Consider the following 15415-nt stretch of genomic DNA (forward strand, 5'->3'; position numbering starts at 1 on the left):
GGGAGATACGGTTCCCACTTCCGGGTGAACGCCAGTCGGTGAGGACGTTGCCAGAGTTTACATAAAGCCTGGCAACGGAGGCGTTATGAGCTGGCGGCCCTTTTTGTATTTGATTATTAATTCCCACCCGATCTTAAGCGCCCGGCGCGGGCATCTGCGCCTGGTGCAGGGTTGACTTTGCATTCTGTTAACAAACGCGGTATAACAAACCTTCTTTGGATGTTTAGATGTCCATACGGTTAGAAGGTTATATGCAAACAGCACAACAAAATGCGCCACTGAAGCGCACAATGAAAACGCGTCACCTGATAATGCTCTCCTTAGGCGGCGTGATTGGCACAGGGTTATTCTTCAATACCGGGTACATCATCTCCACCACCGGGGCGGCGGGAACGCTACTGGCCTATCTGATTGGCGCGCTGGTGGTCTGGTTGGTTATGCAGTGTCTGGGCGAGCTGTCGGTCGCGATGCCGGAGACCGGGGCGTTTCACGTATATGCTGCGCGTTATCTCGGCCCCGCAACAGGATATACCGTGGCCTGGCTCTACTGGCTGACCTGGACTGTCGCGCTGGGTTCGAGTTTTACCGCCGCCGGATTCTGTATGCAATACTGGTTTCCACAGGTGCCTGTATGGGTCTGGTGCGTGGTGTTCTGCGCGATTATTTTTGGTCTGAACGTCATCTCCACGCGCTTTTTTGCCGAAGGGGAGTTCTGGTTCTCGCTGGTGAAAGTGGTCACCATCATCGCTTTTATTATTCTCGGCGGGGCGGCGATTTTTGGTTTTATCCCGATGCAGGATGGCTCGCCCGCGCCTGGACTGAGTAATATCACGGCGGAAGGCTGGTTTCCACACGGTGGCTTACCGATCCTGATGACGATGGTGGCGGTGAATTTTGCTTTTTCGGGAACCGAGCTTATCGGTATTGCCGCCGGAGAAACAGAAAACCCGCGCAAGGTCATTCCGGTGGCGATCCGTACTACCATCGCGCGACTGATTATTTTCTTTATCGGCACCGTGTTTGTGCTGGCGGCGCTGATCCCGATGCAGCAGGCGGGTGTGGAGAAAAGCCCGTTTGTGCTGGTGTTTGAAAAGGTGGGGATTCCTTACGCCGCCGATATTTTTAACTTCGTGATCCTGACGGCTATTCTTTCCGCGGCGAACTCCGGGCTGTATGCCTCCGGACGCATGCTGTGGTCGCTATCGAATGAACGCACGCTGCCAGCCTGTTTTGCCCGAGTGACGAAAAATGGCGTGCCGCTGACGGCGCTGTCGGTCAGTATGCTTGGCGGCGTACTGGCGCTATTTTCCAGCGTGGTGGCCCCGGATACGGTATTTGTCGCGCTGTCGGCAATCTCCGGGTTCGCAGTGGTGGCGGTGTGGCTGAGCATTTGCGCTTCGCACTTCGTCTTTCGCCGCCGTCATCTGCAGCAGGGTAAGGCATTGAGTGAATTACATTATCGCGCGCCGTGGTATCCACTGGTGCCGGTACTGGGATTTATGCTGTGTCTGGTGGCTTGTGTCGGGCTGGCATTCGATCCAGCGCAGAGAATTGCGCTGTGGTGCGGGTTACCGTTTGTGGCGGTGTGTTATGGTGCCTATTTTCTTACTCAACCGCGTAAAGCCAAACAGGAGCCCGAACATGTCGCAGAATAATCCGTTAAGCGCCATCCTCGATAAACAGGATTTCCTGCTGCTCGATGGTGCGATGGCGACGGAGCTGGAAGCGCGTGGCTGTAACTTAGCCGATAGCCTGTGGTCAGCCAAAGTGCTGGTCGAAAATCCGGAGCTTATCCGCGAAGTCCATCTCGATTACTACCGGGCGGGGGCGCAGTGTGCGATCACCGCCAGCTATCAGGCGACACCGGCGGGGTTTGCCGCCCGTGGTCTGGATGAAGCGCAGTCGAAAGCGCTAATTGGTAAAAGCGTGGAGCTGGCGCGTAAAGCCCGTGAAGCGTATCTGGCCGAGAACCCGCAGGCAGGCACGCTGCTGGTAGCAGGATCCGTCGGGCCTTACGGCGCATATCTGGCGGACGGTTCTGAATACCGTGGTGATTACCAATGTAGCGCTGAAGAGTTTCAGGCGTTTCACCGCCCGCGCGTGGAAGCCTTGCTGGATGCCGGGGCCGATCTGTTAGCCTGTGAAACCCTGCCAAATTTTGCCGAAATTAGCGTGCTGGCTGAGCTATTGACAGCGTATCCGCGCGCACGGGCGTGGTTCTCATTTACCCTGCGCGACAGCGAACACCTGAGTGACGGTACGCCGCTGCGTGACGTAGTTGCGCTGCTATCGGGTTATCCGCAGGTGGTGGCGTTAGGGATTAACTGCATTGCGCTGGAAAACACCACCGCCGCGTTGCAGCATTTACACAGCTTAACGACGCTGCCGCTGGTGGTGTATCCGAACTCGGGTGAGCACTACGATGCCGCGAGCAAAACCTGGCATCATCACGGTGAGCATTGTGCGCAGCTGGCGGATTATCTGCCGCAGTGGCAGGCCGCTGGCGCCCGGTTGATTGGCGGGTGCTGTCGCACCACGCCGAAAGATATTGCTGAGCTGAACGCGCAGCGCTAAGAATAATGCCGGGTAAGCGCAGCGCCACCCGGCATAAATCATGCCGCATCCGCCAGAACAAACATGCCGTACGGATGGATTTCGAGATAATACTGCTCGCCGACGTCCGGCTGCAGACGTGTGGCGTTGACCTGTAATAAGATCTCCTGCCCGTGCCATTCCACCGTGACTTCATACTGGGGGCCCATATAGGCCACGTGGCGGATCACGCAGCGCTGACTCTCTTCGCCGCGATCGCTGAGCGTGATCGCTTCCGGGCGCACGCCGACCATACCTTCGCCTTGCGTACCAAAGTGCAACGGGCGCGGCAGGTGATAGCCGTAGATATCAACGTATTGGTCACTGAAGGTGGCCGGGAACAGGTTGGCATCACCCATAAAGCTTGCCATAAAGCGCGAGGCGGGCTGGCGATAGAGATCCTGCGGTGAACCGATCTGCATGATGTGTCCCTTGTTCATCACCAGCACGGTATCGGAAACCGCAAAGGCTTCGCTTTGATCGTGGGTGACGTACAACGAGGTGATATCAAACTGCTTTTGCAGTTCGCGGATCTTGTCGCGCATGCTGCGACGCAGGTTGGCGTCGAGGTTACTTAACGGTTCATCAAACAGCAGCACTTTCGGTTTGAGGATCAGTGCGCGCGCCAGTGCCACGCGCTGCTGCTGACCGCCGGAGATCTGATCAACATAGCGTTCTTCGAACCCCTCCAGATCGACCATCGCCAGCGCCTCTTTGACGCGGGATTTCACCTCAGCGCGGGACACACCGAGCATCTTCAGGCCATAACCAACGTTCTCTCCCAGCGACATATGCGGGAACAGGGCATAAGACTGAAACACCATACAGATATCACGCTGCTGAATTGAGCGATGGGTGACGTCTTCGCCATCAATGAAAATCTGTCCTTCGCTCGGTTTTTCCAGCCCGGCGACCAGGCGCAAAATGGTGGTTTTGCCACAGCCGGACGGGCCGAGCAGCGTGACCATTTGTCCCTGCGGAATGGTGAGATTGATATTGTCGATAACCGTGTTGCTGCCAAATCGTTTGGTGACGTTGCGCAGTTCAACGAAATTTTTCTGAGTCATAGTGCGCTCCATTACGCCTGGTTTTTGGCTTTTGAACGGGAGGTTCGTGATTCACCGATCAGCCAGTCAAAGATGAAAATAATCGCCAGCATCACCACGATCAGAATAGAACCGTAGGCAATCGCCACGCCGTATTCGCCGTCTTCCACGCGGTTAAGGATATAGGCTGTGGCTACGCGGGTATCCGGCGTGACGAGGAACACAATGGCGCTGACGGTGGTAATGGCGCGCACAAAGCTGTAGATCAGCGCCGAGAGGATCGCCGGGCGCAGCAGCGGCAGCAGGATGTGCGTAATGGTCCGCAACGAGCCAGCGCGCAGGCTAAGCGAAGCTTCATCCAGTGATTTATCGATCTGGCCTAAGCCCGCGATACCTGCCCGAATACCGACCGGGACGTTACGCATTACCATCGAGATAATGACAATCGCCGCCGTACCAGTGAGGTACACCGGGGCGCTGTTAAAGGCCAGAATGTACGACACGCCCGCGACGGTGCCCGGAACGGCAAAGCACAACATAGTGGTGAATTCGATGGTCTTTTTGCCCTTAAACTGCTGGCGCACCACAATCCAGGCGATCAGCAGGCCGAAGATAGCAGTGATCGGCGCGGCAATCCCGGCGTAGAGCAGGGTGTCGAGCAGTGAAGGCCACGCGCCGTCGCTCATCCCCTGGCCGAACAGTTTGGTAAAGTTCGCCAGCGTCAGCGTGTAGTCCACGCCCCAGTTAACGGTGAAACTGCCGTAGAAAATGCTGCCGTACAGCAGGGCGTTAAAGGCAATCCACACTGCCAACAGCGCGACCACGCTCCACACCAGCGTCACCGGCAGTGGCTGTACGTCGCCCCGGTAGGATTTACCGGAAACGGTGACGTACGAGCGTTTACCAATCCACATGTACTGCACGCAGAACACCAGCAGCGAGAACAGCAGCAGGAATGCGCCCAGCGTACTGGCGGCCTGGTAGTCGAGCTGCGAACCGGTGATGTAGAAGTAGATTTGCGTTGCCAGCACGTCGAAGTTTCCGCCGAGCACCAGCGGGTTACTGAAGTCAGCCAGCGATTGCACCACCACAATCAAAAAGGCGTTGGCCAGTGCTGGTTTCAGTAGCGGGACAAACACGCCGTTAAAGGTCTGCCAGCGGCTGGCGCGCAGGGTGTAAGAGGCCTCTTCCAGCGACGGATGAATGGTTTTAATCGCCCCGTCGAGGATCATAAATGCCATCGGCGTGAAGGCCAGTACCTGCGCCAGCCAGATGCCGGTAAAACCGTACAGCCAGTTGGTGTTGGTTAAGCCAAACCATTCGACCATAAATTCGGTGATGTAACCGGATCGCCCCATCATCAGCGTGACGCCTAACCCCACAACAAACGGCGGGGTGACGATCGGCAGAATCGAGAAAATTCGTCCGATAATGGCGCTGCGTTTGGCGATCCGGGTAGTGTAGATAGCCAGCACCAGGCCAAAGAAGGTGCAGCCGACGCCGACGGCAATCGACAGCATAATCGAGTTGAGGATCACCTGAATGATATGCGCCTGAGACAGCACATTCATAAATGCCTGCGGGGCAAATTCTCCGGCGTCGTTGGTGAACATCGGAATAAAAATAGCGATGCTCGGCCAGACGATAAAAATACCGATTAGCGCGACAATCGCGGTGAGCGAACCGATGACGAAACGGTCGCCGCCCAGCCATTCCAGACGGGTGAGTGCCAGGGTCATGATCGCGCCAAGTGCCACAAACAGCACAATGGTGGCATAGCCTAAGCCGCGCCCCTCAAGAGTCGCGCTGGCGACGATAAACGCCATACAGAAGAATGCCCAGCCAGCGTCAAGATAATGGCGGCCGCGCTGTTCGCGCCTGGCCTCATGGAACGGACGTACCAGCAGCAGGCTCGGCAGCAGATACCATAACCAACTGATATTGAACTGTGACCAACCGTAGGCGGCGAGTATTTCCTCGCGCGTCGACTCCAGCAGGCCGTAGTCCAGGCTCCAGCTTGGTAACAGGGCAAACGCCAGCCAGCCAAGCAAAACCCAAAGAAATATCGCATCCCGTTTTTTCACGGGATGGAGTGCAAGTGTGTGTGACATAGCGGTTCCGGTATTCCAGGCCGGATGCGGTATTTACGCCGCACCCGGCAAATGATCGCCGATGTAGGTTTATTTACCCATCTTCACTTCGCTGACCCACTTATTGATCAACGCTTTACGGACATCGGTTGAGCCGTACTTATCCATGTCGTAATTGATAAGCTTCAGGTCGTCGAGTTTCAGCGAGTTAGGAGACGTCTCGGCGGTGGTGTTGGTCAGGATCTGATAGGACTTGCCTTTCTTCCACGCCAGTTCCTGAGCATCTTTTGACAGTACCCAGTCAACGAAAAGTTTGGCGTTATCGAGGTTGCGCGCGCCTTTCAGAATGCTGACGCCGCCGATCTCATAGCCAGTACCTTCGCACGGTGAAATTAGCTCCAGCGGTGCGCCCTGTTCTTTTTCCAGCGAGTAGTCGTGCAGGAAGCCAATACCAATCGCTGTTTCGCCACGTGCGGCGTTACGCGCTGGGGCAATGCCTGATTTAGTGTATTGAGAGACGTTGGCGTTGAGCTGTTTCAGGTAGTCAAAGGCCTGATCTTCACCCCACAGTTGGGCAAAAGTCGCCAGCGCGGTGTAGGCGGTACCGGAGCTTTGTGGGTCAGCAATCTGGATTTCGCCTTTGTATTCCGGTTTGGTCAGATCTTTCCAGCATTTTGGCACCGGCAGATTTTTCTCTTTCAGGCGCTGGGTATTGACGCCAAAACCCAGAATACCGACGTAAACCGCAGAGGACAGGTTGCCTTTCACCTTCGCGGGATCGCGGAATTTCTCCATGATCTGTTCGAGATTGGGGGATTTATAGGGCTGCAGCAGACCCATTTCACCGGCCTGGGACTGCGGATCCAGCGTCCCGCCGTACCAGACATCCGCCTGCGGGTTTTTCTTCTCGGCATCCACTTTTGCCAGCGTACTGCCCGAGCCGTTGCGAATGAATGAGGTTTTCACGTCATATTTTTCACCGAAGGCCTTGGTTTCGGTTTCGCACATCTCGTTAGTGGCGCTGCAATACACCACCAGACGGCCCTGCGCCTGAGCGGCATTGCTGAAGGCCGCCAGCGTCAGAGCGGAAGCAATCAGGGTAGAGGTAAGCGTCAGTTTCATTGTTTTATCCTTTGACTGAGAGAAGGGGTAATACCCGCAATGAGCAGCGGCATTAGCAATAAACCCATAAAGACAGCAGCGACCGAGAGCAAACTGAACATTCCCGACCAGCCGTAGTGTTCTATGACCAGCGACAGCGGCCAACCCGCAAGCGCGGCCCCCAGATAGGCGAACAGTCCGAGAAAACCGGTGATTGAACCTGCCGCCGCCTTGTGTCCGCACTCCACCGCCGCGAGGCCAATCAACATCTGTGGGCCAAACACAAAAAAGCCCACCGTAAAGAAACACATTGCCAGTAGTGCGTAGTGGTGTACCGGTGCCAGCCACAGCGCGGCGACAGAGACCATCAGCCCCAACGTGAACAACAAAATCATCGGCGCACGCTGACCGCTGAACAGCAGATCTGATCCCCATCCGGCAAACAGCGCGCCGAACAAGCCGCCGACCTCAAACAGCATCACCGTGGCATTGGCGCTGAGCAGATTCACGCCGTGGCTTTCTGTCAGCCAGAGATTGCCCCAGTCATTAAGCGCAATACGGATCAAATAGACCAGCACATACGACACGCCGAGCAGCCAGATCATCGGGTTCTTCAGCATGGTGGTGCGCAACATTTGCCACAGTCCCATCGGCGGGCTTTGCTGTTCCTGGCGCAGTTCCAGCGGGTCGTGTCGCCATTCTCCAACCGTTGGTAATCCCTCTTCCCGGGGCGTGCCTTTCAGTTGCAGGGTGAGCCAAATGCCTAACGCCATGCTGATAATCCCCGGTGCCAGCATCGCCGCCTGCCAGCCCCACCAGTGGGCGGCAAAGGCGCTTATCAGCGGGATAATTGCCCCACCCATGTTGATCGACATATTCCAGCAGCCCCACCAGAATCCGCGTTCGTTGCGCGAGTACCAGTGAGTCAGCAGTCGGGCGCAGGGAGGCCAGCCCCAACCCTGGAAAAAACCGTTTAGTGTCCACACCACCAGCAGCAGCGTTAGCGATTCACCAAAGGCGAACAGCACATTCAAAACGCCGGTGGCGAAAAGGCCGATGCCCATAAATGCGCGCTGTCCGTGGCTGTCGTGCCACAGTCCGGCGGTAAATTTCGACAGGCCATAGGTCAGGTAAAACAGCGACCCCAACAGGCCGATATCGCTTTTATCCAGACCGAGGTCCGTTTGCAGCGCCGGGAGAACGTAGTTGACGCTTTTGCGTGTCAGATAAAACGCGGCGTAACCAATTACCATACACATCAGCAGCCGAGGGCGTAGCGCCCGGTATTGTTGGTCTGTTTCGCTGGCTGAGCGTGCGTGCATGGCTGTCTCCGTTTGTGCTGACTATAGGAAAGTGAAAGCAAAAGAGGATGAGAGAAAGTCCAGAGTGGCTAAGACTTTTTCCTGGTTAGCGGCTGATTTGTTGCAAATTTGTGGGCAGGTTAACAATTACCCGTGTGCCACCGTTCGATTCGAGCGTCAGTTCGCCGCCAAGAGCGCTGACCCGCTCACGCATCCCCTGAATACCGAAACCGGGAATTTTTTCCGGCAGAATACCCACGCCGTTGTCAGCGACTTCCAGAAACAAGCGCTGTTCCTGCTGACGCAGCGTAATCGATACTTCGCTGGCGTCGGCATGTTTACAGACGTTGTTGAGTAACTCCTGCAGCAGCCGATACAGTGTGAAGCGCACCGTTTCATTTTCTGGCGTATTTTCAAGCTGATAGTCAAACCAACAGCGAATGCCTCGTTCGGCAAAGGCAAATTCATTCACCAGGTGATGCAGGGCATCTTTAAAGGCCAGTTCATCGAGCGCGGGCGGGCGCAGTTGGCGCAGCAGCTGGCGGGTGGAGTGGTGAATACGCCGGGCAAGGTCGTTGATCTGATTTGCCGCCACAAGCGTTTGCTCGCGTCCCGGCGCGCGTTTGACCAGCTGCGACTGAATTTGAATGGCGGTGATATTCTGACCAATTTCGTCATGCAGTTCCCGTGCCAGGCTTTTGCGCGTATTTTCTTCGGTGCGGATCAGTTGCTCGGTCAGCTCGCGGCGTGCCGCCAGTTCGGCTTCCAGACGCTGGCGATAATGGTGCAGGTTTTGTGCAAGATGTTGCTGGCGGCTGATAGCGATCCCAAGCCCGATGCCCAGCAGCGCCTGGGTGGCGAGGAAAATCTCCAGCTCCAGTAAATTACTGAACCCGACGCCGATTTGCCGGGCGATAGTGATCATCATACTGCCGAGCAATCCGGACAACACGCCGCCCTGCCAGCCGAATTTCCATGCCATCACCACGTTCGGTAGGAACACCACGATCAGCAGCAGACGCTCAATCTCTGGTGACAGCACCATCTGGGTGCCAATGCCAATAATAAAAAACAGACTGCACCAGATGATAAGTGAGGTGCGCAGCGGGGGATTGGTGGTATCCAACCCGAGCAGATGATAGCGGTGCTGCTGGCGCAGAAATTCATAGATCAGATAGACAAACGGCGTCAGCAGCACGCCACCGGTAAATGACGCCAGGCCAATTAACGTTGCCGGGCTTTGGATAAATGGTGAAAGCAGGGCGGTATTGAGCAATGAGGTAAGCGTCACCGCAGCCAGCAGTAGCGTTAAGCGCTGCCAGTAAAGGGGGAAGCGGTGCCAGTATGACTGGCCGATGCTTGCCGGAATAAGGCTAATAAACGGCGCAGCCAGCAGGATATAGCCGCTCAATAATTGCTCGCTGTGCAGCCAGAACAACATCAGCACCGGCGGCAATATCAGCGCGGGCCAGTAACGGCGAGAAAGCAGGATGAGCAGCGCGAGATAGACGCCGTGCGGCAGGAATAGCGCCGCCTGCTGGCCGTTGTGGGTCAGGTAAAAACCCAGCGTCCACAGCATCAGCCAGCCCGATCCCCAGGCCAGCAGAATAAACAGAGAAATAACCCAATGACGAAGGTTACGCGACATTAATGCCCCGTCAGCAACTGGTGGTCGAGGGCAAAATGCACCAGATCGATGGTGCTGTGGCATTGCAGTTTGCCCAGCACGTTCGCGCGATGAACATGCACCGTTTTATGGCTGAGATCGAGCTTGAAGGCTATCTCTTTCACGCTGTCGCCTTTGACCAGCAGATCAAACACTTCGCGCTCGCGGGGGGTCAGTACCTCCAGGACCCGTGCGGGTTGTTCGCCGCCGCGTAGCGCCCGCAGCGCGTCGGCGCACAGGTAATGCCCGCCCATACCGACTGAACGTACCGCCTGCACCAGTTCCTCTGGTCCGCAGCGTTTGGTCAGATAACCGCTGGCGCCGGCATCCAGCGCGCTTTGCACAAATGTGGGAGAGTCATAAATGCTGAGAATAATGGCGCGAAAACCGGGCTTTTGTGCTCGCAGTCGTTTTAACAGGCTCAGACCATTTTCATCCGGCATGGCGATATCCATCACCGCAACGTTTACGTCATCATGCAGTAACGCAGGCCACGCCTGAGCTGCGCTGCTGTACTGACCGGTAACGTTGAGATCGTCTTCGAGACTGAGTAATTGCGCAAAGCCGGAACGCACCACCACATGGTCATCCACCAGCACAACATGAATCATGATATTGCTCTCTTGCCTGATAATGCAGTCTATGATGCCTGCCAGCGCCGCGCTGGCAATCATCCAGGTGCAGTTATGTAACGAATGTAACAAAATCGCAATACAAGGCATCCTTCAAGCTGCCTCATTGTTGGCTGCGGATTACTCGGCCCATCCCTGGGCCTCGCCCCTTATGGGGCCGCTGCAAACAGCGTTCAAATCTGCTCCCGGCAGATTTGTCAGAAACCCCAGTCACATAGTTATCTATGCTCCTGGGGGGCTTCCGTTACCGCCTCAACGTATCTTGAATGATTTTGTGTATAAGCATTGCCGCTTTTTTTCTAAAAACGCTTTGTTCTTAGCCAGAATTTTTAATTCCTTTATCAAATTGTGCCGCAACGAAATACTGCCCCCATAACAAGACAGGGGAACAGAAAATCATGGCTATTTCATCGCGTAACGCATTTCTCGGCGTACTGGCATTCATCGCATTTCAGGCACAGGCGGTGAACGTCACCGTCGCTTATCAGACCTCCGCCGAACCCGCCAAAGTGGCGCAGGCGGATAACACTTTTGCGAAGGAGAGCGGCGCGACTGTTGACTGGCGCAAATTTGACAGCGGCGCGAGCATCGTCCGGGCGCTGGCCTCCGGCGACGTGCAGATCGGTAATCTTGGCTCCAGTCCGCTGGCGGTAGCAGCCAGTCAGCAGGTGCCGATTGAGGTTTTCCTGCTGGCATCAAAACTTGGCAATTCTGAAGCGCTGGTGGTGAAGAAAAATATCAGTAAACCGCAAGACTTGATAGGTAAACGCATTGCCGTGCCGTTTATCTCTACTACTCATTACAGCCTGTTGGCAGCGTTAAAACACTGGGGCATCAAGCCCGGTCAGGTTGAGATTGTGAACCTGCAGCCACCGGCAATTATTGCCGCCTGGCAGCGTGGGGACATTGATGGCGCGTACGTCTGGGCGCCTGCGGTCAATGCGTTGGAAAAAGATGGCAGGGTGTTAACCGACTCATCGCAGGTTGGCGAGTGGGGCGCGCCGACGCTGGACGTATGGGTGGTGCGCAAAGATTTTGCCGAGAAATACCCAGAGGTAGTTAAAGCCTTTGCCAAAAGCGCTATCGACGCGCAGCAACCTTATATCGCCAATCCTGATGAGTGGCTAAAGCAGTCAGAAAATATCAGTAAATTGTCGCGTTTAAGCGGTGTGCCGGAGGCGGATGTACCGGGGCTGGTGAAAGGTAACGCTTACCTGACGCCGCAACAGCAGACTGCCGAACTAAATGGAGCGGTGAATAAAGCGATTATCGACACCGCGCAGTTCCTTAAAGAGCAGGGCAAAGTCCCCGCCGTGGCGACAGATTACAGCCAGTACGTGACCGATCGCTTCGTGCAATAAATAAGGAGGCACTGATGCTGAAAATCTCACATCTTGCCGCCAGCTACGGTGGAAAACCGGCGCTGGAGGATATCAACCTGACGCTTGATAGCGGCGAACTTCTGGTAGTACTCGGACCTTCCGGCTGCGGGAAAACCACGTTGTTAAATCTGATTGCCGGGTTTGCGCCGTATCAGCACGGTAGCATTACGTTGGCGGGCAAGAAAGTTGACGGTCCCGGCGCAGATCGCGGAGTCGTGTTCCAGAACGAAGGCCTGCTGCCCTGGCGCAACGTGCAGGACAACGTGGCTTTTGGTCTGCAGCTAGCGGGGGTGGATAAACCACAGCGTCAGCGTATTGCCCTGGAGATGTTGCAGAAAGTCGGGCTGGAGGACGCGGGCAAACGTTTTATCTGGCAGCTTTCCGGTGGACAGCGGCAGCGCGTCGGTATTGCCCGGGCGCTGGCAGCCAACCCGCAGCTGTTGCTGCTGGATGAACCCTTTGGCGCGCTCGACGCTTTTACTCGCGAGCAGATGCAAACTCTGCTGCTGAAGCTGTGGCATGAGACGGGCAAACAGGTGCTGTTGATTACCCACGATATTGAAGAAGCCGTGTTTATGGCAACGGAGCTGGTATTGCTATCGCCAGGCCCTGGCCGGGTACTGGAGCGTCTGCCGCTGAATTTCGCCCGTCGCTTTGTGGCTGGAGAGTCGAGTCGCAGCATTAAGTCCGATCCGCAGTTTATCGCCATGCGCGAGTACGTGTTAGGTCGAGTCTTTGAACAACGGGAGGCGTTTTCATGAGCGTGGTGATTAATGATAAACCCCGCCGCCAGCGGGTACTGAACTGGCGCTGGCCGTTCTCGCGGCAGATTACCTTAAGCCTTGGTACGTTGGCCGTCATTTTGGTGTTGTGGTGGACTGTGGCGGCGCTGCAGTTAATCAGCCCGCTGTTTTTGCCGCCACCAGGGCAGGTTTTGCAAAAGCTGATCGTTATTGCCGGTCCGCAGGGATTTATGGATGCCACGCTGTGGCAGCATCTGGCGGCGAGTTTGACACGTATTGTTATCGCGCTGCTGGCGGCGGTGCTGCTGGGCGTTCCGGTTGGAATCGCTATGGGGCTGAGTCCGACGATGCGCGGCATTCTCGATCCGATCATTGAGCTGTATCGTCCGGTTCCGCCCCTGGCCTATCTACCGCTGATGGTCATCTGGTTTGGCATTGGCGAAACCTCGAAGATCCTGCTGATCTATCTGGCGATTTTCGCCCCTGTAGCAATGTCTGCGCTGGCGGGGGTCAAAAGCGCGCAGCAGGTGAGAGTACGTGCTGCTCAATCGCTGGGAGCCAGCCGTGCGCAGGTGCTGTGGTTTGTTATTTTGCCGGGGGCATTGCCGGACATACTCACCGGGTTACGGATCGGGCTTGGCGTGGGCTGGTCGACGCTGGTGGCTGCAGAGCTGATAGCCGCCACGCGAGGTTTAGGATTTATGGTGCAGTCAGCCGGTGAGTTTCTGGCAACGGATGTGGTGCTGGCGGGGATTGCGGTGATTGCCGTTATCGCGTTTATTTTAGAACTGGGTCTGCGTGCGCTTCAGCGCCGTCTGACGCCCTGGCATGGAGAAGTACAATGAGTGAACGTCTGATCATTACCCCGCTGGGGCCGTATATTGGCGCACAAATTACCGGTGCGGATTTGGCGCGCCCGCTGAGTGATAACCAGTTCGAGCAGCTTTATCACGCAGTACTGCGTCACCAGGTGGTGTTTCTGCGTGAGCAGGTGATTACGCCGCAACAGCAGCGTACGCTGGCGCTGCGTTTCGGCGATCTGCATATTCATCCGGTCTATCCGCATGCCGAAGGGGTAGAAGAGATTATCGTGCTGGATACGCATAATGATAATCCCCCGGATAACGACAACTGGCACACCGATGTAACCTTTATTGACACGCCGCCTGCCGGGGCGATTTTAGCGGCGAAAGAGCTTCCATCAACCGGGGGCGATACCCTGTGGACCAGCGGAATTGCTGCGTTTGAGGCGCTTTCAGAGCCTTTGCGTCAGTTGCTGAGCGGTCTGCGGGCAGAGCATGATTTCCGTAAATCATTCCCGGAATATAAATACCGCAAAACGGAGGAGGAGCATCATCGCTGGCTGGAGGCGGTAGTGAAGCATCCGCCTCTGTTGCATCCGGTGGTGCGCACACATCCGGTAAGCGGAAAACAGGCGCTGTTTGTGAATGAGGGATTTACGACGCGAATTGTCGATGTGACGGAAAAAGAGAGCGAGACGTTACTGGGATTTCTGTTCGCGCATATCAATAAACCGGAGTTCCAGGTGCGCTGGCGCTGGCAGCCTAACGATGTCGCGATTTGGGATAATCGCGTGACGCAGCATTATGCGAATGCGGATTATCTACCGCAGCGGCGCATTATGCATCGGGCAACGATTCTGGGAGATAAGCCTTACTTCCGTGCAGGCTAACAGTCCGGTGGTGCTTTTTCATCGGGCCTGAAAAAGCAGGCCCGATAAGGCGACGTTATTAACGCAGGATTTTTTTCTCAGCCAGATCCAGTGCGAAGTAGCTGAAGATCAGATCCGCGCCAGCGCGTTTGATCGACCCTAAGCTTTCCAGCACCACTTTCTCTTCATCAATAGCGCCCGCCATTGCTGCGAATTTAATCATCGCATACTCGCCGCTGACCTGATAAGCGCCAATCGGCAACTCGGTGCGCTCGCGAATATCGCGCAGAATATCGAGGTATGCGCCAGCCGGTTTTACCATCAGGCAGTCTGCGCCCTGGGCTTCATCCAGCAGTGATTCACGGATCGCCTCGCGGCGGTTCATCGGGTTCATCTGATAGGTTTTACGATCGCCCTTCAGAGCGGTACCTGCAGCTTCACGGAACGGGCCGTAGAAAGAAGAGGCAAACTTAGTGGAGTAGGACATGATCGCGGTATCGGTGAAGCCCGCAGCATCCAGCGCCTGGCGAATCGCCTGCACCTGACCGTCCATAGCGGCGGAAGGCGCAATGAAGTCCGCACCCGCTGCTGCGGCAACGACCGCTTGTTTGCCGAGGTTAGCAAGGGTTAAATCGTTATCAACGCCGTGATCGCATAACACACCACAGTGGCCATGCGAGGTGTATTCACAGAAACAGGTGTCGGACATGACAATCATTTCCGGCACGGTCTGTTTACAGATACGCGACATGCGCGCCACCAGACCGTCTTCTTTCCAGGCATCGCTGCCGGTGTCATCCGTATGGTGGGAAATGCCGAAAGTCATGACCGAACGGATGCCCGCATTGGCAATGCGTTCAATTTCGCGCGCCAGATGCTTCTCTGGAATACGCATCACGCCAGGCATGGCGTCAATAGCTTTGTAATCGTCGAGTTCTTCTTCAACAAAGATCGGCAACACCAGGTCATTTAAGCTGAGTGTTGTCTCTTCAAACATAGCGCGCAGCGCAGGAGATTTGCGCAGGCGGCGAGGGCGTTGGATTAGGTCTGTCATGGTATGCCTGATGTTTGTGGAATCGAAGATCGCAGTATACCCGAACCTGAAGGCGAGGGGGTTACGAAAGTTGGCGTTATATCTGGATTTCCCTTGATGGAAGGTTGAGTCATTAGAGCCATTTATTCATATTCAT

The 15415-nt window shown here is 55.8% G+C and carries 13 protein-coding genes; 6 read left to right on the forward strand and 7 right to left on the reverse strand.

What is annotated here, in order from left to right:
- The first annotated feature begins 251 nt into the window (after nt 1-251).
- Both mmuP and mmuM read left to right on the forward strand, forming a co-directional pair.
- Nucleotides 252-1655: an S-methylmethionine permease gene (gene mmuP / locus On2M_RS09225; RefSeq protein WP_151218572.1), complete on the forward strand. Its 1404-nt coding sequence runs from the start codon at nt 252-254 to the stop codon at nt 1653-1655.
- Complete coding sequence (gene mmuM / locus On2M_RS09230; protein ID WP_151218573.1) at nt 1642-2574, forward strand: homocysteine S-methyltransferase; 933 nt, start codon at nt 1642-1644, stop codon at nt 2572-2574. Before mmuP ends, mmuM begins: the two co-directional genes overlap by 14 nt.
- A gap of 38 nt (nt 2575-2612) precedes the next feature.
- Here the strand turns inward: mmuM and fbpC are convergent, their stop codons facing one another.
- The 6 genes from fbpC to On2M_RS09260 all read right to left on the reverse strand — a co-directional run bounded on the left by fbpC (nt 2613) and on the right by On2M_RS09260 (nt 10407).
- Nucleotides 2613-3659 carry a ferric ABC transporter ATP-binding protein gene (gene fbpC / locus On2M_RS09235; RefSeq protein WP_151224831.1) on the reverse strand — a complete coding sequence of 349 codons (1047 nt, stop codon included), beginning with the start codon at nt 3657-3659 and terminating at the stop codon, nt 2613-2615.
- An 11-nt stretch (nt 3660-3670) separates the two neighbouring features.
- Nucleotides 3671-5749: an iron ABC transporter permease gene (locus On2M_RS09240; RefSeq protein ID WP_210904700.1), complete on the reverse strand. Its 2079-nt coding sequence runs from the start codon at nt 5747-5749 to the stop codon at nt 3671-3673.
- A gap of 69 nt (nt 5750-5818) precedes the next feature.
- Nucleotides 5819-6850, reverse strand: coding sequence for an ABC transporter substrate-binding protein (locus On2M_RS09245; RefSeq protein ID WP_003021397.1), 1032 nt, complete (start codon nt 6848-6850; stop codon nt 5819-5821).
- The gene (gene uhpC, locus On2M_RS09250; RefSeq protein ID WP_151224833.1) at nt 6847-8151 is read right to left on the reverse strand and encodes an MFS transporter family glucose-6-phosphate receptor UhpC; all 1305 of its coding nucleotides are present in this window, start codon (nt 8149-8151) and stop codon (nt 6847-6849) included. Before uhpC ends, On2M_RS09245 begins: the two co-directional genes overlap by 4 nt.
- 85 nt (nt 8152-8236) lie before the next feature.
- Nucleotides 8237-9778: an MASE1 domain-containing protein gene (locus On2M_RS09255; protein ID WP_151224834.1), complete on the reverse strand. Its 1542-nt coding sequence runs from the start codon at nt 9776-9778 to the stop codon at nt 8237-8239.
- Nucleotides 9778-10407, reverse strand: coding sequence for a response regulator transcription factor (locus tag On2M_RS09260; protein WP_151218773.1), 630 nt, complete (start codon nt 10405-10407; stop codon nt 9778-9780). The genes On2M_RS09255 and On2M_RS09260 overlap by 1 nt, the downstream gene beginning before the upstream one ends.
- A gap of 419 nt (nt 10408-10826) precedes the next feature.
- Between On2M_RS09260 and tauA the strand changes: the two genes are divergently transcribed.
- The 4 genes from tauA to tauD are packed head-to-tail and all read left to right on the forward strand — an operon-like array spanning nt 10827 to nt 14246.
- The gene (tauA, locus tag On2M_RS09265; RefSeq protein WP_210904701.1) at nt 10827-11789 is read left to right on the forward strand and encodes a taurine ABC transporter substrate-binding protein; all 963 of its coding nucleotides are present in this window, start codon (nt 10827-10829) and stop codon (nt 11787-11789) included.
- A gap of 14 nt (nt 11790-11803) precedes the next feature.
- Nucleotides 11804-12571, forward strand: a complete 768-nt coding sequence (gene tauB / locus On2M_RS09270; RefSeq protein WP_210904702.1) for a taurine ABC transporter ATP-binding subunit — start codon at nt 11804-11806, stop codon at nt 12569-12571.
- Entirely contained in the window at nt 12568-13398 is an 831-nt protein-coding gene (gene tauC, locus On2M_RS09275; RefSeq protein ID WP_210904703.1) for a taurine ABC transporter permease TauC, read from the forward strand. The genes tauB and tauC overlap by 4 nt, the downstream gene beginning before the upstream one ends.
- Nucleotides 13395-14246 carry a taurine dioxygenase gene (gene tauD / locus On2M_RS09280; RefSeq protein ID WP_151218580.1) on the forward strand — a complete coding sequence of 284 codons (852 nt, stop codon included), beginning with the start codon at nt 13395-13397 and terminating at the stop codon, nt 14244-14246. The genes tauC and tauD overlap by 4 nt, the downstream gene beginning before the upstream one ends.
- A 58-nt stretch (nt 14247-14304) precedes the next feature.
- Here the strand turns inward: tauD and hemB are convergent, their stop codons facing one another.
- The gene (gene hemB / locus On2M_RS09285) at nt 14305-15279 is read right to left on the reverse strand and encodes a porphobilinogen synthase (RefSeq protein ID WP_042310217.1); all 975 of its coding nucleotides are present in this window, start codon (nt 15277-15279) and stop codon (nt 14305-14307) included.
- Nucleotides 15280-15415: the final 136 nt, after the last annotated feature.

This window comes from Citrobacter sp. On2M (assembly GCF_018035235.1).
Taxonomy (GTDB): domain Bacteria; phylum Pseudomonadota; class Gammaproteobacteria; order Enterobacterales; family Enterobacteriaceae; genus Citrobacter; species Citrobacter meridianamericanus.